This is a genomic window from Acidimicrobiia bacterium (genome assembly GCA_036396535.1).
GTDB lineage: Bacteria > Actinomycetota > Acidimicrobiia > Spongiisociales > UBA5794 > DASWKR01.
In genome coordinates this window covers 1-17,567 of the sequence record DASWKR010000046.1, presented here as the reverse complement: position 1 = coordinate 17,567, position 17,567 = coordinate 1, and the positions used below count along the sequence as shown (strand labels likewise).

The following is a 17,567-nucleotide window of genomic DNA, read 5'->3' as shown; positions in this document are numbered from 1 at the left end:
CGGTTGTGCCGGAAGTATACGGTTGGCCGCGCGCCTGTCAACGCGCCGAAGACGGCGGCACAGAGTCTCTCACGGCGCAATCCTCCGGAGCGCCCGCACGGTCTCGACGGCTGCCATCGCCGCCTCGGCTCCTTTGTTGCCGCGCCCTGGGGCGCTGCGGGTCGCAGCCTGGTGAGCCTCGCGAACCGTGAGGATCCCGAACGCGATCGGAACCCCGGTGTCGAGCATCACCCGCTGGAGCCCTTCCGACGCCCGGTGGGCGACGTGCTCGTAGTGGTCGGTGTCGCCCATGACGACCGCCCCGAGCGCCACGACGGCGTCATAGCCCGCCTGCGCCAACCGCTGCGCCGCCAGTGGCAGCTCGAAAGCGCCCGGCACCTCGACGACGGTCACGTCGGTTGCGCCGGCCTCTTCGAGGGCTGCCAGCGCTCCGTCACGCAGCCCGTCCGTCACCGTCCTGTTGAACGTCGACTGGGCGATCGCGATCCTCAGCCCTCCGGCATCGACCTCACCGCCGGCCGGCCCGTCAATTCCCATCGCTCGGCTCCGGACCGAGGTGTCCGAGCTTGCGTGCCTTGGCGCCGAGGTAGGCGGCGTTGCGGTCGGTGACGGCGACCCATAGAGGGACCCGGGCGACGACGTCGACGCCGAACCCGCGCATGGCATCGATCTTGCCGGGGTTGTTCGTCATGAGCCGCACGCCCGAAACCTTCAGATCGGCGAGGATCTGAGCCGCCAGGCCGTAGTGGCGCTGATCGGCGGCGAACCCGAGCGACTCGTTCGCTTCGACGGTGTCCTGTCCCTGATCCTGGAGCCGGTAGGCAGCGAGCTTGGCGAGCAGGCCGATGCCCCTGCCCTCGTGTCCCCGGTTGTAGACGACGACGCCTTCGCCGGCCTCGGCAACCGCGGCGAGCGCTCGCCGGAGCTGCTCCCTGCAATCACAGCGCATGCTGCCGAGTGTGTCCCCCGTGAAGCACTCCGAATGGATCCGAGTGAGGACGCCTGACTTGCCCGCGATGTCGCCCATGACGAGGGCGACGTGCTCGGCACCGTCGATCTGCGATCGGTAGCCGACGATCTTGAACACCCCATGCTCGGTCGGCAGGGTCGTCTCGACCTGGCGCGTCACGACCGCCTCGTGCTGCCACCTGTACGCCACCAGGGCGTCGATGGTGATCAGCTTGATGTCGTGGCGCAGGGCGAAGGCGACGAGGTCGTCCCCGCGGGCCATCGTGCCGTCGTCGTTCACCACCTCGCAGAGGGCACCCGCCGGATAGAGCCCTGCGAGTCTCGCCAGGTCGACTGCCGCTTCGGTGTGGCCCGGCCTCACCAACACTCCATGCGACCGACACCTGAGAGGGAACACGTGGCCCGGCCTCGCCAGGTCGGCGGGCGTCGTCTTGGCGTCTGCCAGAGCTCGGATGGTGGCGGCGCGATCGGCGGCCGAGATCCCCGTCGTGGTTCCGTGGACGTAGTCGACGGAGACGGTGAACGCCGTCTTGTGACTGTCGGTGTTCTCGGAGACCATGAGCGGCAGCCTGAGCTCGTCGAGTCGCTCCCCGGTCAGCGGGACGCAGATCAAGCCGCTGGTGTGGCGAACCATGAAGGCGACCTGCTCCTCGGTGATCTTCTCGGCGGCGACGATGAGGTCCCCCTCGTTCTCGCGGTGCTCGTCGTCGACGACCAGCACGAACTCCCCTTGGGCGATGGCGTCGATGGCATCTCGGACCGTCGCAAGGCTCACGATCGTGTCTCCATGAGGCGCTCGACGTACTTGGCGAGCACGTCCGTCTCGAGGTTCACGGTGCTCCCGATCGGCCTGCCGGCACCGAGCACCGTGACGGTGAGCGTGTGCGGGATGAGCGCAACCTCGAACCAGGCCGGCCGGGTGCCCGGCGGCGAGACGCCGGTGACCGTGAGACTCACGCCGTCGACGGCTATCGAGCCCTTCTCGACGATGTACCGATCGAGACCGTCGTCGACGCCGATCCTCACCCGCTCGGCGTCTCCCTCCGCCCTCCGCGACAAGACGGTGCCCACGCCGTCGACGTGGCCTTGCACGATGTGGCCGTCGATCCTGTCCGCGGCACGAACCGCCCGCTCGAGGTCGACGGGATCGCCCTCTCCGAGGCCTCCCAGAGTGGTGCGCTCCAAGGTCTCGTGCATCGCCTCGACCACGAATCGATGAGGGCCGACCTCGACCGCAGTCAGGCACACACCGTTGAGGGCGACGCTGTCCCCGACGGCGAGGTCCGCCATCGTCTTGTGGGCCGCCACCGCGATGCGAGTGATGCCGTCGCCGACGTCGAGCGAGTCGACGACGCCCAGCTCTTCGACGATGCCGCAGAACATCAGCTCGCCTCGAGTTCGGCGTCGATGCGCAGGTCCGGTCCGAGCCGAGTGACGTCCGTGATCACGAGCCCCTTGGCGTCGGCGATCGTGCGGAACGCCCCGCCGAACGGAGCCAAGCCCGCTCCCCCGGCCAGGAGAGCCCCGACATACACGACGATCCTGTCGACGAGCTGATCGATGAGCATCGCTCTCGCCAGGGTCGGGCCACCCTCGACCAGGATGTCGAGGAGGCCGCGCTCGCCCAGGTCTTTCGCCATGGCGCCCAGGTCGACGCCGGACGGATGCCACAGCACGACCTGCTCGATGTCGGCCGGTACCTCTCCGTGGTGCCGGGGGGCGTACACGATGGGCGAGCGCCCATAGACGGCGAGGCCTCCCGGCAGCTCGCGGAGGCCGGCGGCGATCACCGGGCGCGGCTGTGGGCCTTCGTAGCCTGCGACACGGACATCGAGGCGCGGGTCGTCCGATCGCAGCGTGCCCGCCCCGACCAGGACGGCGTCGGTGGCCGCCCGCAGCCCGTGAACGTCGAGCCGCGCCTCCTCCGAGGTGATCCACTGCGACGTTCGATCGGCGGCGGCGACCTGCCCGTCGAGCGTCACCGCCAGCTTCAGTGTGAACCTGGGCCGACCGACCGTCCGGTGGTGATGGTATGCCTGGTCGATGGCGATGGCGTCTGCCGCCAACACGCCGGTCACGACCCGGACGCCCGCGGCGCGCAGGCGCTCGATCCCGGAGCCTGAGACCCGGTCGTCCGGGTCGACCGCTGCGACGACGACGACGGCGATCCCCGATGTGATGATCGCCTCTGTGCACGGTGGTGTGCGCCCGTGGTGGTTGCACGGCTCGAGGGTGACGACCAGCGTGCCCCCTCCCGCCAGCTCGCCCGCCGCCGACAGGGCAGCCGCCTCGGCGTGGGGTCGACCTGGGCCGCTGTGGGCGGATACCGACGCAACCTCACCCGATGGCGCCACGACGACCGCACCGACACGCGGGTTGGGATGCGGCCTCGTCGCGGTTGCCGCGGCGATGGCCGTTCGCATCCATTCCACGTGCCGCGCGTCGGCTCTGTTGTCCGCGCGTTGCGACACACGCCCTCCTTCTCCCATCCGGACTCTCACCGTCGGCTCCGGGATATCACCGGATCCACCCCGTGAGGGGGTCGCGGGCTTCCACCGCCGGTAGGGACTTTCACCCTGCCCTGAAGGGGGCTTTTCAGTTGGTCGGATGGTAGCCGGGCGGCGGAACCGGCTCGCCGCCCGCCGTGGCCGGATCAGTTCCTGCGGTCGATCTGGTACGAGCTGCCATGCTGCCGCTTGGCGTACTCCTTCATCTCGGAGGCGACCGCCGATGCCTCCCACTCCGAAGTGATCTTGCGTCGCAGGTTCGTCGCCACGCCCATCGAGATCGACGAGATGGGGAAGGCGTGCCGTTCTCCCCGCCTGTCGGCGACCTCGATGTAGCCCTGGAGGGCCTCGGCCGTGTCGTAGAAGTCCAGGATCCCGTCGTCGAATGCCTGGATCACGAGCTTGCAGAACTCCTCGGCCTCGTTGGGGTCGACCACGGCCACGAAGTCGTCCCCTCCCACGTGGCCGACGAAGGTCTCAGGGTCGCCACACTCTTCGGCGGCCCGTAGCAGCGTTTGTGCCGAGAACTTGATGACGGAGTCGCCCCGCATGAAGCCGTAGTGGTCGTTGAACGCCTTGAAGTTGTCGAGGTCGGCATGGACGATGGCGAAGGCGTCCCCGCTACGAACTCTCGCCTCGAGCTCGCGGGCGATCCTGAAGTTGCCGGGCAGGCCGGTGAGGGGTGACAGGTCGCGCATCTGCTGGGCGCGGCGCAGCACGGTGCGCACCCTCGCCAGCAGCTCCTCGAGGTCGAAGGGCTTCGTGATGTAGTCGTCGGCGCCGAGGTCGAGGCCGCGCACCCTGTCCTCGGCGAGCGCTTTGGCCGTGAGCACGATGACGGGGACGTTGGCGGTCGCCGGGGAGTTACGGAGTCGCCGCAGCACGGTGAGGCCGTCCATCTCAGGCATCATGACGTCGAGGAGGATCAGGTCGGGCGGGCGGGCTTTCGCCATCTCGAGGGCGACCCTGCCGTTCTCGGCAGTCTCCGCCTCGAAGCCCTCGAGCTCGAGGTTCATGCGGACGAACTGAACGATGTCGGGATCGTCATCGACGACGAGGACCCGCTCTTTCATCCCGTCTGACTGTCCTTGATCGTGCTTCGCATCGCATCGACGGCGGCCAGCGGATCGGGCGCCCCGAAGATCGAGCTGCCTGCGACGAACACGTCGGCCCCGGCCATCCTGGCGCGGCCGATGTTGTCCGGTCCGATGCCACCGTCGACCTCTATATCGGTTGCGAGGCCCCGCGAGTCAACGAACTTTCGAGCGTGCTCGATCTTCGGCAGCGCTTCGGCCATGAAGCTCTGGCCTCCGAAGCCGGGGGTGACGGACATCACGAGGATCATGTCACACAGTTCGATGAACGGATCGAGCGATTCGATCGGCGTCGGTGGGTTGACGACGAGCCCGAATTCGAGCCCACACGCTCTCGCCATCGCGGCGGCTCGCGTCGGCTCCGGGAACACCTCGATGTGCACCGTGACGATGTCGGCCCCGGCCTCTGCGAGCTGCTCGAAGTAGGCGTCCGGGTTCGTCGTCATCATGTGGCAGTCGAAGCGGAGCTTGGTGACCGGCCGGAGCGACGCGATCACCGGGAACCCGAGGGAAATGTTCGGCACGAAATGGCCGTCCATCACGTCGATGTGGAGCAGGTCGACGTGATCCTCGACGAGGGCGACGTCCGCTCCGAGCCGTGAGAAGTCGGCCGCCAGGATCGAGGGGGCGATACGGGCTGCCTTGATCACACCGGCAGGTTACCCGCGGCGGGTTCGCCGCAGGCGCTTCGGCCCCCGGGACATCGGGCGCCGACGGCATCGTCCCGGCGGCGCCGCCGGGTAGATTCGGCTGCTCGATGGATCGTTACCGCATCCCAGCAGGCACCGAGGTCGACCTGTCGGCCTGGGATCCGAACGACACGGCCGGCTTCGCGGGAGAGAAGGACGAAGCCAGGGGACGCCTCGAGGAGCTGCGTGACGACCTCACCTCCCTCCAAGCGATGATGTGGGCCGAGAGCAAGCACAAGCTCCTGGTCGTTCTCCAAGCCATGGATACCGGCGGCAAGGACGGCACCATCCGCAACGTGTTCTCGGGCGTGAATCCCCAGGGGGTCCGGGTCGCCAACTTCAAGGCGCCGACGTCGCACGAGCTGGCACGCGACTACTTGTGGCGCATCCACTCGCAGGTGCCGGCCACCGGTGAGATCACGGTGTTCAACAGGAGCCACTACGAGGACGTCCTCGTCGTCAGGGTCCTCGGGCTCGCAGACGAGGCCCGTTGGCGCAAACGGTTCAGCCACATCAACGCCTTCGAGCAACTCCTGACGGACGAGGGCACCACGATCGTCAAGTTCTACCTCCACATCTCCGCCGACGAGCAGAAGGAGCGGCTCCAAGCTCGCCTCGACGATCGGGAGAAGCACTGGAAGTTCAACGTCGACGATCTCGAGCATCGCACCCTGTGGAGCAGCTACATGACAGCGTTCGAGGACGTGCTGTCTCTCACGTCGACCGACAACGCTCCCTGGTATGTCGTGCCGGCGAACCGGAAGTGGTACCGCAACCTCGTCGTGGCCGAGGTCATCGCGTCGACCCTCCGCCGTCTGGCGATGCGTTACCCGGAGTCGCCGGAGGACCTCTCGGGAGTCGTCATCCCCGAGGTGTGATCACCGAGATGAACATCCCGTCGGTCGCGGTGGTGTGGGGAGCGAGCAGGAGGCCCTTCTCCCAGGGCTCTCCCGGCAGCCCGGGTGGCGGGGCGGCGTCGTACGGCCTCACGATGTCGACCGTCTCGTCGGCGAAGACGGTGCACACCGAGTAGACGACCCGTCCGCCCGGGCCGGCGAGCCGCACCGCCGAGCGGAGGAGAGCCTCCTGGATTGCCGCCATGCGCGCCGGGCTGGAGGGATCGAGCCTGTGTCGGATCTCGGGACGGCGCCGCAGGGTGCCCAGGCCGGTGCACGGAGCGTCCAGCAGCACCCGGTCGAACGACGACTGCCGCAGCGCGGGCCGCCGGCCGTCGCCCGCCAGCCACGCCGGGCGCATGCCGAGACGGGCGAGCCGCTTCTTGGCGGACGCCAACCGGCCGACGTGGATGTCCAGTGCCACCAGCAGGCCGCTCCCACTCATCTGGTCCCAGAGGTGGGATGTCTTGCCCCCGGGCGCCGCAGCCATGTCGAGCACTCGCATGCCGGGCTCGGCGGCGACTGCTGAAGACACGGCGACCGACGCAGGGTCGACGATCACCCCGGTACCGCTGCGGGCGATCTCTCCCAATGCGGCCGCTTCGACGTAGCCGCTGCCGGGAACGCCCGTCGGCTCATGAGCCAGGGCTTCGCTCCGGATCCGCACGCTCGGCTTCGGCGGCAGGGATCCCGCCGCGAAGAACGCCTCTGCTCTTGCCGTTCCCCACGACCGCTCCAACTGCTCGAACATCCAAGGAGGTGTTTCGGCACGAGGCGTCGCCTCCGGAACTCCCGCCCGCAGGACCGAGCGCAGCACGGCGTTGACGAACCCGGCGGCGCGCGGAGAACCGGCCGCGCGGACGGCTTCCACCGCATTGTCGACGGCCGCGTGGGCGGCCGCGCCGCCCGCCATCTCTGCGACGGCAACACGGAGGATGGCTCGCACGGATGCCTCGAGCTCGTCCGGTGGCGTGTTCGATGCTGCCGCGATGGCCTCGTCGGCGATCCGGAGGCGGCGCAGCGCGTCCATGGTCAGCCGCCTGGCGTGGGTGGAGTCCGCCGGGCTGAGCGACGAGTCGAGGTCGTCGAGGACGACGTTCGAGAAGGCGCCGTCGTCGGTCACCCGCCGCACGACTTCGGCTGCAGCAGCCCTCGAGGCGACGCCGGGCTTCACGAGGCGACGAGCCTGGCCGCTCGTCCCCTCCTCCCGTTCATCCAGTCGACTCCGGATTGCACCGTCCTGCCCTCCGGTCGGACCGCGCTCAGCTCGATGGACCCGCCCGTCAGGCCGAGCACGGGCCTTCCCTGCGATGCCTCGATGACACCGGACGCCACGTTCTCGCTCGAGATGGCGGCAGACTCGATCTCCACACGGCCGTCTTCCGTGGCGATCCATGCACCCGGCCTGGGATGGAAGGCCCTGACCATGCGAACGGCGTGGTCCGGGCTGACCGCCAGCGTGATGCGCGCCTCGTCCTTGGTGAGGAGGGGCGCCTGGCTCGCTCCAGCCGCCATCTGTGGCGCCGGCTGCAGGCGGCCCGCCGCGTAGTCGGGCAGGGAATCGTCGAGGATCTGCGCCCCGAGGAAGGAGAGGCGCGCCGTGAGGCTCCCGCCCGTCTCGTCGTCGGCGATCGGGGTCTCGATCGCCGATATCACAGGACCCGTGTCGACGCCCTCGTCGAGGAGCATCAGACTGACCCCAGTCGTCGGGTCACCGTTGAGGATCGCACGCTCGACCGGGGCCGGGCCCCGCCAGCGCGGCAAGAGCGACAGGTGCACGTTGACGAAGCCCACCCTCGTCGTCGCCAGCACGGCGGGGCGGAGGATCCTGCCGTAGGCGACGACGACCGCGATGTCGAGGCGCAGCGGGCCGAGCACCGCCAACAGCTCGTCGTGCGAGGAAGGCTGAGCAACTCGCAGGCCCCATTCGGCAGCGCCGACCTTCACCGGGGGTGGCACTGCTCGGCCACTACGACCTCTCGGCTGATCGGGGCGGGTCACGACGGTCACCACGTCGGCGACGTCCACCAGCGCCGCAAGCGCAGGCACGGCCGCGACAGGCGTGCCCAGGAAGGCGGCCCGCATCAGCCGGCTCCGCGAATCCCGAGTGCCTCTTCGCGAAGCTCCTTGAGCGCCTGCTTCTTCGTCCGCTTCGAGAGCCGCTCGAGCAGGAGGGTTCCACCGAGATGGTCGATCTCGTGTTGGAGCACCCGACCCATGAGGTCTTCGCCCGAGTACTCGACGGGCCTGCCGTCGATGTCGAGCCCGACAGCCCTGGCGAACGCCGGCCGAGAAATCGGCCACCACCTGCCCGGCACGGACAGGCAGCCCTCGTCGTAGGTCCACTCTCCCGACGTCTCCACGATCTGTGGGTTGATCATGACGAACGGCTCGTCGCCGATGTCGGCAACGAACACCGCCTTCGGTACGCCGATCTGTGGCGCCGCCAGGCCGACACCGGGGGCGTCGTACATCGTCTCGAACATGTCGTCGACGAGTCGCTCGAGCTCGCTGGTGACCTCGTCGACCGTGGCCGCCGCGGCGCGCAGCACCGGGTCACCGAACGTCCGGATGGGGAAGATCGCCATGTCGGAGCCGCAGCTTAGATCGGCAAGGGGCTGGTCATCGATCGGCCGGCCGGCTCACAGGTCTATCGGGTCGGCGTCGACCCGCACGCGGATGCCTTGATCGCGCCACCGCTGCACTGCCGGCCGCATCCGCACCTTGGCCTTGTACAGCGCCGCCCCTTGCACGAGCCATCTGGCGCGGTCGCCGACCTCGGCAGGCCCGAACACCTGGCCGTCCCCGTCGACCGCCTCCCGAAGGTCCTTGTCCACCGGGGCGTCGTCTCCGAGCACCTCGACCGCCATGAGCTGCCCTATCGGCGGCAGTCCCGCCGCCTCCCGCTCGACGAGGATCTCCGAGATCACCTCGGCGGGACTGCCCGCTCGAATTGCACGCACCACCCGGTGGTGCGGTTGGCTCGTCTGGACGACGGCCCGGTGGCCGCGGCCTCGGCGCACCGCAGCTGCCACCCTGGCGAGGATGCGGAGGGCCTCCTCCTCGGCGCGGTAGTGCGGGGCGAGCAGCAAGGCGTCGACATCGAGGGCAACCGCGAGGTCGACGCTCTGTGGTGCCGGCACGTCCCGCTCGGTGCCGACGCGGACCGGCTTCCCGGATTCGACGCCTCCGACGGCGTCGCCGAAGCTCCTCCTCAGGTCTTCGACGACCCTCTCGACTCCGGCGCCCAATGGCTCGAAGCGGCGGCCGCCGCACTCGTCGCAGGCGCCCAGCCGGGCGCCGCACCGTCTGCAGGCGTCGCCGCGGTCCGGGCCGGCGCCACACGCCGGGCAGCGGCGCAGCGTACGGCAGCGCACACAGCGGAACGCCGGGGCGTACCCGCGACGCGGCACGAACACGAACACTCGCTCGCCGCGCCCGATCGCAGCCGCGATCGCCCTCCTCGTCGCCTCCATCGCTATGCCGGCCCCCGGCGCCTCCTGCGAGCGGTCGAGCACCTCGACGAGCGGCCACACCCTCGTCTTCGGGTACCGCACGGTCGCCCCTGCGGCGATGATCTCGAGAGGCGGCACCGCCCCGATCGTGACGAGGCCGAAGCGCTCGACGTTGGCTCGGCGACGCATCACGTCGCGGGCATGGACGGTCGGCGTCTGCCGTGCCTTGTACACCCGGCGGCCCGGCTCGACGATGGCGACCGCGGCTACGTCGCCGAGGGACCACAACGCCACCTCTCGCGTGCCGAACAGGAGGCGCCCGCCCTCCCGGTTCACGGTGACCCACGTGGCAGTCACCTCGGCGGCACTGAGATCCGAGCTCGCCCCGACGACCAGGTCTCCGAGATCCTGGGCGGCTGCCTTGACGTGCTCGGCGACGTCGACCACGGTCGGCACGAGGACGACCACGTTGCGACCCGACGGGAGGTGCACCGCCGCCAGCTCTCCGATCACTCCATCCCACGGCCCGGCGTCGGCGATGTGGCTCAGCGGCGCCCTGGCGGCGGCGGCGCCGCCGTCACCCGCCGGCCGCCCACCGGCGCGCGGGAGGTTGGGGGGACCGGCACGTGGCAAGAGGGCCGCGACCGGGGCGACGTGATGGAGCGCAGCCCACCGGAGTGTCTCGAGGTGACGAGGTCCGAAGATCGGCAGGGCTGACGAGACGGAGATGATGCTTTTGAGGCCGGCCCGCTTGTCGGAGGATCGTACGTCGACGACCCAACCCCTGACCCTCCTGCCCCCCAGCGGAACCCGAACGATCGACCCGACGGAGACGCTCATCGAGTCGGGTACCGAGTACGCGAAGCCGTCGTCGACACTGAAAGTCGGTACGTCCGGCACGACCTGAGCGACGAGAGTCAGCGGCCCTCTCCGCCCCGACCCGGCTCTCTCATGGCGAGGACCTTGTCCCAGAGCCGTTCCGCCACCTCGCGTTTGCCCATCAAGGTCCAGGGCTCGGTCGCCCCGTCCGGCGTGACGATCGTCACCTCATTCGTCGGCGAGCCGAATCCGGATCCCTCATGTGACACGTCGTTGGCTACGAGCAGGTCCACGCCCTTGCTCGTCGCCTTGGCGACGGCTGCATCGATCGAGCCCGTCTCGGCTGCGAATCCGACGAGGAACGGCCTCGGTTCCATGGCCGCCACCCCGGCGAGGATGTCCGGTGTCGGCTCGAGCCGAATGTCCGGGGGCCCCTCCGACCTGCGGAGCTTCTCGGGTGCCGCGCCGGTGGGCCGGAAGTCGGCCACCGCGGCGGCCATCACGACCACGTCCGCCTTCTCGGCGTTCGCCCACACCGCCTCGGCCATGTCCTCGGCGCTCTCCACCTCGACGGTGCGAATCCCGGGAAGCCCGGCCCCGCCGGCGCTCGTGACGAGAACGACGTCCGCACCCCTGGCGGAGGCGGCGGCGGCGATGGCAGCCCCCATGCGTCCCGAGGAGCGGTTGCCGATGTAGCGCACGGGATCGATCGCCTCGCGGGTGCCTCCTGCCGAGACGACGACCCGCAGGCCCTCCATGTCGCCGGGCCCGAGGACTCTCGAGATCTCGGCGAGGATCTCGTCCGGTTCCACCATGCGACCGTCACCGCTGTCTCCCCCGGCCAGCGCCCCGGTGGCCGGCCCGACGATGCGAACCCGGTCCCCGGCCAGGGTGGCGACGTTCCGCTGCGTCGCCGGGTGCTCCCACATCTCGGTGTGCATGGCGGGCGCCACGACGATCGGTGCGACGGAGGCGAGAACCGTCGCCGTGAGGAGATCCTCGCTGAGGCCCGACGCGATGCGGGACATCGTGGCCGCCGTCGCAGGGGCGATGACGACGACGTCGGTCCACTTGGCGAGGTCGGTGTGCGGGCTCACGGTGGCCGTGTCGAACAGATCGGTGTGCGGTCGGCTGCCTGTGATGGCCGCCATCGTCTGCTCTCCGAGGAACCTGCGGGCGCTCGCAGTCATGATCACCCGCACGGCAGCGCCGTTCTCGACGAGCCGGCGAGCCAGATATGCGGCCTTGTAGGCGGCGACGCCGCCCGACACGCACAACAGGACGTTTCGTCCCCGCACGGAGTCTGCGCCGCCGGGGGCCACGCCGTCAGTCTTCCCTGTCGATGACGACCTTGTCGCTGTCGATCTCCTCGAGAGCGATGGAAAGCGGCTTACGCGACAGTGAGTGCACCTGGGGCGGGACGTAGCTTCCCAGGCCCTCGCCGAGCTGGTTGAAGTAGGCGTTGATCTGCCTGGCGCGCCGTGCAGCCAGCACGACGAGACCGAAGCGTGAGTCGGTCTTCGCCAGAATTCGGCCTATCGGTGGCTCGATCATCTGCTGACGGTGCTCCTCTGTGGTGTGTCTCGGCGGGTGCCCCGGCTCGTCAGGTGGGACGCCGACCGGAAACGGGCCCTGGCCCGAGGAGTATAGGTCAAGCACCTCGCTCTCCCGGCGCACCCGGCCGCCGGCCGGCCGTGATGTAGCGAACGATCTCACCGACGACGTCGTCGACCTCTCGCCGTGACGTGTCGATCACGAGGTCGTAGTTGGAGGAGTCCAGGTAGTCGATGCCGTAATACGACTGGTAACGGAGCGCCTCGGAGTGGGCCCTCTCCTCCGTGGAACGCCTGGTGGCATCGAGGTCGACGTTCTCCTGTTCGGAGCCGCGCCTGGCTCCGTAGATCCGCTCGGCGGCGACCTCGAGCGCCACATCGAGGAACACCTTGATCGAGGCCGGGATGAAATGCCAGGCAAGCCTCGAGTCGATGACGAGACTCTCGTCTCCCGCGCCGAGACGGGCCGACCGGGCATCGATCTCGTCGTCGATCGAAGGGTCGTGCTCGGCGATGCGCGACAGCTCGAGCACCGAAATCCCCCTCTCGGCCGCCATCTCCCGCATGAAGTCGCCCGCCGAGGCGTGCTGGACGCCGAGCGTCTCGGCGAGGGCTTTGGCGACCGTGCTCTTGCCCGAGCCCGGCCTACCGGAGATCGTGACGACGAGCGGGGTTGTTGCCCCGTCGCCGTCGCCGTCGCGCCGGGGCTCAGGTGGAGAAAAGCTCTAAGAGCACCTTGCGCTGGCGTGATCCCAGGCCCCTGATCCTGCGATTCTCTGAGATCCCGTGCTCCTCCATGATTCGCTTCGCCTTGATCTTTCCCAGGCCGGGCATCGACGTGAGCACCGCCGCGATCTTGGTTCCGGCAATGATGTCGTCGGCGTCGGCCTTCTCGAAGACCTCCGCCAGCGTCAGGCTCCCCGTCTTGAGGAGCTCCTTCATCTCGGCGCGAGCGCGCCGCGCTTCCGCGGCCTTGGCGAGCGCCGCCTGGCGCTGCTCAGGCGTCAACATCGGGGGCATGCTTCCTCCTAGGGATATTGGGCGATCGTATCAACCGCCCCGGAGGCGGGTCGACAAAAGTCCTGTCTGGGCGGCGTCTCGCCGGATCATCGACCCGCCTCCTCTGCGTCCATGGCTAGTTCTAGCAAGGATTCGGCGATGGTGGCAGCCGCAGCGGCAGGATCATCGGCGGCGGTGATGGCCCTGCCGACGACGATCAGGCCTGCTCCCCGCCTGACGGCCTCTTCGGGAGTGGCGGTTCTGAGCTGATCGCCGTCCGCCACGCCGACCGGTCGAACTCCCGGGGTCACCCGCAGGAGCCCTGGTGCGACCGTGCCGACCACGTTGAGCTCGTGCGGCGAGCACACCAGGCCCTCACAGCCGGAAGCCGCCGCCACCCTGGCCATCCTCGACACCAGCCTCCCGGGGGATGTCGTGACACCCACCGCCGTGAGCGCCGCGCCGTCGAGGCTCGTCAGGACCGATACGCCGAGGACTCCCGCCCATCCGTCACTCGTCTCGCCGAGGCCTTCGACGGCCGCCGAGAGCATCGCCTCACCGCCCGAGACGTGGGCGGTCATCCACCGGGTTCCGAACCTTCCGAGCCGGCGGGCCGCCGCACCCACCTGCGTCGGGATGTCGTGCAGCTTGGCGTCGACGAAGACGGGAAGCCCCAAGTCCACGATGGCTGGGACCGTCAGCGGGCCGGGTCCATGGAGGAGGCCGAGCCCCACCTTGAAGCCTCCGACGTGACCGAGAACCCGCTTGGCCATCCGAACGGCGTCTTCGGCCGTCGCCAAGTCGAGGGCGACGATCACCGGGTTGTCCGGCACAGGGCCACGCCGGTCGTCGCCGGTCACCACGGTTTGGCACCTCCCGTCAGCTCGGCCACCTTGCCGACACCGTGCCGCGAGCACCAGCGCTCGAGCTCCCGGCGGATCCTCCGCCCGGCCCGGGGCTCGGCGAAGTGGACGGTGCCGAGAGCGACAGCCGAGGCGCCTGCCAGGAGGTACTCCACGACGTCGGTGCCGCTGCGCACTCCGCCGCAGCCGACGATGGGCACTTCCGGCATCGCCCGGTGCACCTCCCAGACGCAGCGCAGCGCCAGCGGCTTGATGGGCGTCCCCGAGTACCCGCCCGGACCGGCCGCCAGCAGCGGACGACGGTGCTCTACGTCGATGCCGAGCCCGAGCACTGTGTTCGTCAAGACCAGCCAGTCGGCGCCCGCATCGACGGCGGCGACGGCGATGTCGACGATGTCCGGGGCGTTGGGTGAGAGCTTGGCGCCGATGGGGAGCGCCGTCGCCGCCCGCACCGCCGAGACCACCGAGCCTGTGGCGGCGGCGTCGAGGGCGAACATCCGCCCGTCGTCGAGGTTCGGGCACGACAGGTTGATCTCCACGGCCGCGACGGGGCACAGGCTCATCGCGGCGGCAACGCCGCCGAACTCCCGGGGAGTGTGGCCGACGACCGAGCCCCACACCGGAACGCCCACGCCGGCGATCTGCGGCCCGTAGCGCCGAGCCCACTCCGTGATCCCCGGATTCTGGATCCCGATGGCGTTGAGCATGCCCGGCCCGATCGGTGCCAGGCGCGGCTGGGGCCGCCCGGGCCACTCCCGCTCACTCACCGACTTGGCGGTGGCCGCCCCGTACGCCTCCAGGGCGCCGACCGCGGCGAAGTCGACCACGGACCCGACCGTCCCGGATGCGGCGACGAGCGGCGAGCGCAGCGCCAGCGGACCGAGTTGCACTGCGACGTCAACCACGAGGCGTACCGTGCAGTCGCTGCAGGCTCGCTACTCGCTGGACGCCGTCGAGCCCGCTTCGCATGCTGGCGGCGACGGCGAGGCCTCCCTGGATCGTCGTCACGCACGGGACGGATCGCCTGGTGGCCGCCCGCCTGATATGCGCTCCGTCGCCGCGCGCCCTGCGCCCTCGCGGTGTGTTGACGACCAGATCGATCGCCCCGTCCTCGATGAGCGTGACCGGATCGAACCGTCCCTCTCCCACCTTGTCGACGTGCGTCGTCGCTACCCCGTGCCTGGCGAGGTGGCCGGCGGTGCCATGGGTGGCGTAGATCTTGAACCCGAGCTCGACGAACGTCTCGGCCACCTTGACACCGAGCTCCTTGTCGCGGTCTGCGAGCGACAGGAAGACGGCCCCGGACACCGGGATGATGTGGCCCGCAGCGAGCAGCGCCTTGGCGTAGGCGGTGCCGACGTCCTCGCCGATGCCCATCACCTCCCCCGTCGACCTCATCTCCGGCCCCAGGAGCGTGTCCTGGGTCGGGAAACGGCGCCACGGCAGCACCGCCTCCTTCACGGCGACGAACGGGATCCGGGCGACCTCGGGGAGCACCCCGGCGGCGCGCAGCTCCGAGATCCGCTCGCCCATCATGACCCTGGTGGCCACCTTGGCCAGCGGGACACCGGTCGCCTTCGACAGGAATGGGATCGTCCGCGACGCCCTCGGGTTCGCCTCGAGCACGAACACCTCGTCTCCCTGGACCGCGAACTGGATGTTGACGAGGCCCCTGACCTCGAGCCCGGCGGCGAGCCGCTCCGTGTTCGAGGTGATCGTTGCGACGGCCGCGGCGGACAGCGTCGGTGCCGGGACGACGCACGCCGAGTCGCCCGAGTGGATCCCGGCTTCCTCGACGTGCTCCATGATCCCGCCGAGGTACATCTCCTCGCCGTCGAAGATCGCATCGACGTCCACCTCGACCGCTCCCTCGAGGAACCGGTCGATGAGCAGCGGGCCTGCTGCCGGGTCGGTCTCCGGCATTCCGCCACCTGCTAGGCCGTCCATGTGCTCGGCGAGCTCCTCCACCGAGTAGAGGATTCGCATCGCCCGCCCGCCGAGCACGAACGAGGGGCGCACCAGGACCGGGAAACCGATGGTGTCGACGATCTCCTCCGCCTCCCGGGCCGAGCGGGCAATACCGTGGAGCGGCTGCCGAACGCCTGCCTCTCGACACAACCGGGAGAAGAGCTCGCGATCCTCGGCTGCATCGATCGACGCCGGCGACGTCCCGGCAATCGGCACGCCTGCCTCTTCGAGGGCGGTCACCAGCTTTAGCGGTGTCTGCCCTCCGAGCTGAACGATCACGGCGACGGGCCTCTCGCGCTCGATCACCGCGAGCACGTCCTCGGGTGTCAGCGGCTCGAAGTACAACCGGTCCGACGTGTCGTAGTCGGTCGACACGGTCTCCGGGTTGCAGTTGACCATCACCGACTCGAAGCCGGCTTCGCGCAGTGCGAAGGAGGCATGCACGCAGCAGTAGTCGAACTCGATTCCCTGACCGATCCGGTTGGGGCCGGACCCGATGACGACGACCGTCCTCTCCCCCGGAGCCGGCGCCTCGTCCTCCTCCTCGAACGTCGAGTAGAAGTAAGGGGTCAGGGCGGCGAACTCCGCCGCACACGTGTCGACGGTCTTGTAGGTGCGGGCGATGCCCCACTCTCGAAGCGTCTCCTCGACGTCGGTCACCTCGCTCCCCCACAGCGCCGCCAATTGCCGATTCGTGAAGCCGGCGCGCTTGGCCGTCCGCACCAGGCCCTTGTCCGGCGCCGACTCGACGGCGGCGGCGAGCTCGACGATCTGAGCCATCTGGTCGACGAACCACGGGTCGATGCCGCTGAGGCCGGCCACCTCGGCGACGGCGACACCCCGCGACAGCAGCTCGGCGACCACGAAGATCCGCTCAGGCGACGCCGTGGCCGCCGACCGGCGCAGCTCCTCCGTCGTGACGTGCCCCATGGTCGCCGTGCCGTGGGCAACGAGGCCCTCGTGGCCGGTCTCGGTCGATCGCAATGCCTTCTGCAGCGCCTCCTGGAAGGTCCGTCCGATCGCCATCGCTTCGCCGACGCTCTGCATCGACGTGCCGAGCACGGGCGGCACGTCCGGGAACTTGGCGAAGTCGAAGCGGGGCGCCTTGACCACGACGTAGTCGAGAGCAGGCTCGAACGATGCCGGCGTCGCCCCCGTGATGTCGTTGGCGATCTCGTCGAGCGTGTAGCCGACCGCCAGCTTGGCGGCGATCTTGGCGATCGGGAATCCGGTCGCCTTCGAAGCGAGGGCCGACGATCGCGACACCCGCGGGTTCATCTCGACGATGAGCCTGCGCCCCGACCCGGGCTCGACGGCGAACTGCACGTTCGACCCGCCCGTCTCCACCCCGATGGCGCGCAAGCATGCGATGGCGTCGTCGCGCATCGCCTGATACTCCCGGTCGGACAGCGTCATGGCGGGGGCGACGGTGATCGAGTCCCCGGTGTGGACCCCCATCGGGTCGAGGTTCTCGATCGAGCAGACGATGACGGCGTTGTCCTTGGCGTCGCGCATCACCTCGAGCTCGAACTCCTTCCATCCGAGGATCGACTCCTCGACGAGCACCTCGCCCACCGGGGAGGCTGCGATCCCTGCCGAGACGATCGACCGGAGCTCCACCTCGTCGCTCGCCACCCCGGTGCCTCCACCGCCCAGGATGAACGACGGGCGGATCATCGCCGGGTAGCCGATGTCTCGGGCCGCTGCGACCGCCTCGTCGACCGACCGGACGTAGTGGGCTCGGGCGGTTGCGAT

Annotated in this window: 18 protein-coding genes and 1 riboswitch; of the genes, 1 reads left to right on the top strand and 17 read right to left on the bottom strand. The window is 69.5% G+C overall.

What is annotated here, in order from left to right:
• Nucleotides 1-69 precede the first annotated feature (69 nt).
• The 6 genes from ribH to rpe form a co-directional block, all read right to left on the bottom strand.
• Nucleotides 70-537, bottom strand: a complete 468-nt coding sequence (gene ribH, locus VGC47_07730; GenBank protein HEX9855187.1) for a 6,7-dimethyl-8-ribityllumazine synthase — start codon at nt 535-537, stop codon at nt 70-72.
• The gene (locus VGC47_07725; GenBank protein ID HEX9855186.1) at nt 527-1,744 is read right to left on the bottom strand and encodes a bifunctional 3,4-dihydroxy-2-butanone-4-phosphate synthase/GTP cyclohydrolase II; all 1,218 of its coding nucleotides are present in this window, start codon (nt 1,742-1,744) and stop codon (nt 527-529) included. The genes ribH and VGC47_07725 overlap by 11 nt, the downstream gene beginning before the upstream one ends.
• Nucleotides 1,741-2,352 (bottom strand): riboflavin synthase, encoded by a 612-nt coding sequence (locus tag VGC47_07720; protein HEX9855185.1) that lies wholly within the window; start codon nt 2,350-2,352, stop codon nt 1,741-1,743. Before VGC47_07720 ends, VGC47_07725 begins: the two co-directional genes overlap by 4 nt.
• Nucleotides 2,352-3,392 (bottom strand): bifunctional diaminohydroxyphosphoribosylaminopyrimidine deaminase/5-amino-6-(5-phosphoribosylamino)uracil reductase RibD, encoded by a 1,041-nt coding sequence (gene ribD, locus VGC47_07715; GenBank protein HEX9855184.1) that lies wholly within the window; start codon nt 3,390-3,392, stop codon nt 2,352-2,354. Before ribD ends, VGC47_07720 begins: the two co-directional genes overlap by 1 nt.
• Before the next feature lie 50 nt (nt 3,393-3,442).
• A riboswitch (FMN riboswitch) is annotated at nt 3,443-3,562 on the bottom strand.
• 60 nt (nt 3,563-3,622) lie between these two features.
• Complete coding sequence (locus tag VGC47_07710; GenBank protein HEX9855183.1) at nt 3,623-4,549, bottom strand: response regulator; 927 nt, start codon at nt 4,547-4,549, stop codon at nt 3,623-3,625.
• On the bottom strand, nt 4,546-5,220 hold the full coding sequence (rpe, locus tag VGC47_07705) for a ribulose-phosphate 3-epimerase (protein HEX9855182.1): 675 nt from the start codon (nt 5,218-5,220) through the stop codon (nt 4,546-4,548). Before rpe ends, VGC47_07710 begins: the two co-directional genes overlap by 4 nt.
• Nucleotides 5,221-5,327: 107 nt before the next feature.
• Between rpe and VGC47_07700 the strand changes: the two genes are divergently transcribed.
• A complete protein-coding gene (locus tag VGC47_07700; protein HEX9855181.1) occupies nt 5,328-6,137 on the top strand; it encodes a polyphosphate kinase 2 family protein in 810 nt (269 codons plus the stop codon).
• On the opposite strand, the gene VGC47_07695 is transcribed toward VGC47_07700, so the two are convergent.
• The 11 genes from VGC47_07695 to carB all read right to left on the bottom strand — a co-directional run.
• Nucleotides 6,121-7,329, bottom strand: coding sequence for an RsmB/NOP family class I SAM-dependent RNA methyltransferase (locus tag VGC47_07695; protein ID HEX9855180.1), 1,209 nt, complete (start codon nt 7,327-7,329; stop codon nt 6,121-6,123). The genes VGC47_07700 and VGC47_07695 overlap by 17 nt on opposite strands.
• Nucleotides 7,326-8,240, bottom strand: coding sequence for a methionyl-tRNA formyltransferase (gene fmt / locus VGC47_07690; GenBank protein ID HEX9855179.1), 915 nt, complete (start codon nt 8,238-8,240; stop codon nt 7,326-7,328). Before fmt ends, VGC47_07695 begins: the two co-directional genes overlap by 4 nt.
• A complete protein-coding gene (gene def, locus VGC47_07685; protein ID HEX9855178.1) occupies nt 8,240-8,743 on the bottom strand; it encodes a peptide deformylase in 504 nt (167 codons plus the stop codon). The genes fmt and def overlap by 1 nt, the downstream gene beginning before the upstream one ends.
• A 54-nt stretch (nt 8,744-8,797) precedes the next feature.
• On the bottom strand, nt 8,798-10,510 hold the full coding sequence (locus VGC47_07680) for a hypothetical protein (GenBank protein ID HEX9855177.1): 1,713 nt from the start codon (nt 10,508-10,510) through the stop codon (nt 8,798-8,800).
• A gap of 17 nt (nt 10,511-10,527) precedes the next feature.
• Nucleotides 10,528-11,751 carry a bifunctional phosphopantothenoylcysteine decarboxylase/phosphopantothenate--cysteine ligase CoaBC gene (coaBC, locus tag VGC47_07675; protein HEX9855176.1) on the bottom strand — a complete coding sequence of 408 codons (1,224 nt, stop codon included), beginning with the start codon at nt 11,749-11,751 and terminating at the stop codon, nt 10,528-10,530.
• A gap of 4 nt (nt 11,752-11,755) precedes the next feature.
• Nucleotides 11,756-11,983 carry a DNA-directed RNA polymerase subunit omega gene (rpoZ, locus tag VGC47_07670; GenBank protein ID HEX9855175.1) on the bottom strand — a complete coding sequence of 76 codons (228 nt, stop codon included), beginning with the start codon at nt 11,981-11,983 and terminating at the stop codon, nt 11,756-11,758.
• A 97-nt stretch (nt 11,984-12,080) separates the two neighbouring features.
• Nucleotides 12,081-12,638 carry a nucleoside monophosphate kinase gene (locus VGC47_07665; GenBank protein HEX9855174.1) on the bottom strand — a complete coding sequence of 186 codons (558 nt, stop codon included), beginning with the start codon at nt 12,636-12,638 and terminating at the stop codon, nt 12,081-12,083.
• 52 nt (nt 12,639-12,690) lie between these two features.
• Nucleotides 12,691-13,002 carry an integration host factor, actinobacterial type gene (mihF, locus tag VGC47_07660; GenBank protein ID HEX9855173.1) on the bottom strand — a complete coding sequence of 104 codons (312 nt, stop codon included), beginning with the start codon at nt 13,000-13,002 and terminating at the stop codon, nt 12,691-12,693.
• 86 nt (nt 13,003-13,088) lie between these two features.
• Nucleotides 13,089-13,844 (bottom strand): orotidine-5'-phosphate decarboxylase, encoded by a 756-nt coding sequence (pyrF, locus tag VGC47_07655; protein ID HEX9855172.1) that lies wholly within the window; start codon nt 13,842-13,844, stop codon nt 13,089-13,091.
• Nucleotides 13,838-14,749, bottom strand: coding sequence for a dihydroorotate dehydrogenase (locus VGC47_07650; protein HEX9855171.1), 912 nt, complete (start codon nt 14,747-14,749; stop codon nt 13,838-13,840). The genes pyrF and VGC47_07650 overlap by 7 nt, the downstream gene beginning before the upstream one ends.
• Nucleotides 14,742-17,567: carbamoyl-phosphate synthase large subunit (carB, locus tag VGC47_07645; GenBank protein HEX9855170.1), on the bottom strand; the 2,826-nt coding region annotated here is incomplete at its 5' end. The genes carB and VGC47_07650, both read right to left, overlap by 8 nt.

Excerpts from the sequence above, each read along its gene's own strand:
- VGC47_07700 (HEX9855181.1), top strand. The coding sequence starts at position 5,328 with ATGGATCGTTACCGCATCCCAGCAGGCACCGAGGTCGACCTGTCGGCC.
- VGC47_07720 (HEX9855185.1), bottom strand. The coding sequence starts at position 2,352 with ATGTTCTGCGGCATCGTCGAAGAGCTGGGCGTCGTCGACTCGCTCGAC.
- rpoZ (HEX9855175.1), bottom strand. The coding sequence starts at position 11,983 with ATGATCGAGCCACCGATAGGCCGAATTCTGGCGAAGACCGACTCACGC.
- mihF (HEX9855173.1), bottom strand. The coding sequence starts at position 13,002 with ATGCCCCCGATGTTGACGCCTGAGCAGCGCCAGGCGGCGCTCGCCAAG.
- fmt (HEX9855179.1), bottom strand. The coding sequence starts at position 8,240 with ATGCGGGCCGCCTTCCTGGGCACGCCTGTCGCGGCCGTGCCTGCGCTT.
- ribD (HEX9855184.1), bottom strand. The coding sequence starts at position 3,392 with ATGCGAACGGCCATCGCCGCGGCAACCGCGACGAGGCCGCATCCCAAC.
- VGC47_07710 (HEX9855183.1), bottom strand. The coding sequence starts at position 4,549 with ATGAAAGAGCGGGTCCTCGTCGTCGATGACGATCCCGACATCGTTCAG.
- def (HEX9855178.1), bottom strand. The coding sequence starts at position 8,743 with ATGGCGATCTTCCCCATCCGGACGTTCGGTGACCCGGTGCTGCGCGCC.
- ribH (HEX9855187.1), bottom strand. The coding sequence starts at position 537 with ATGGGAATTGACGGGCCGGCCGGCGGTGAGGTCGATGCCGGAGGGCTG.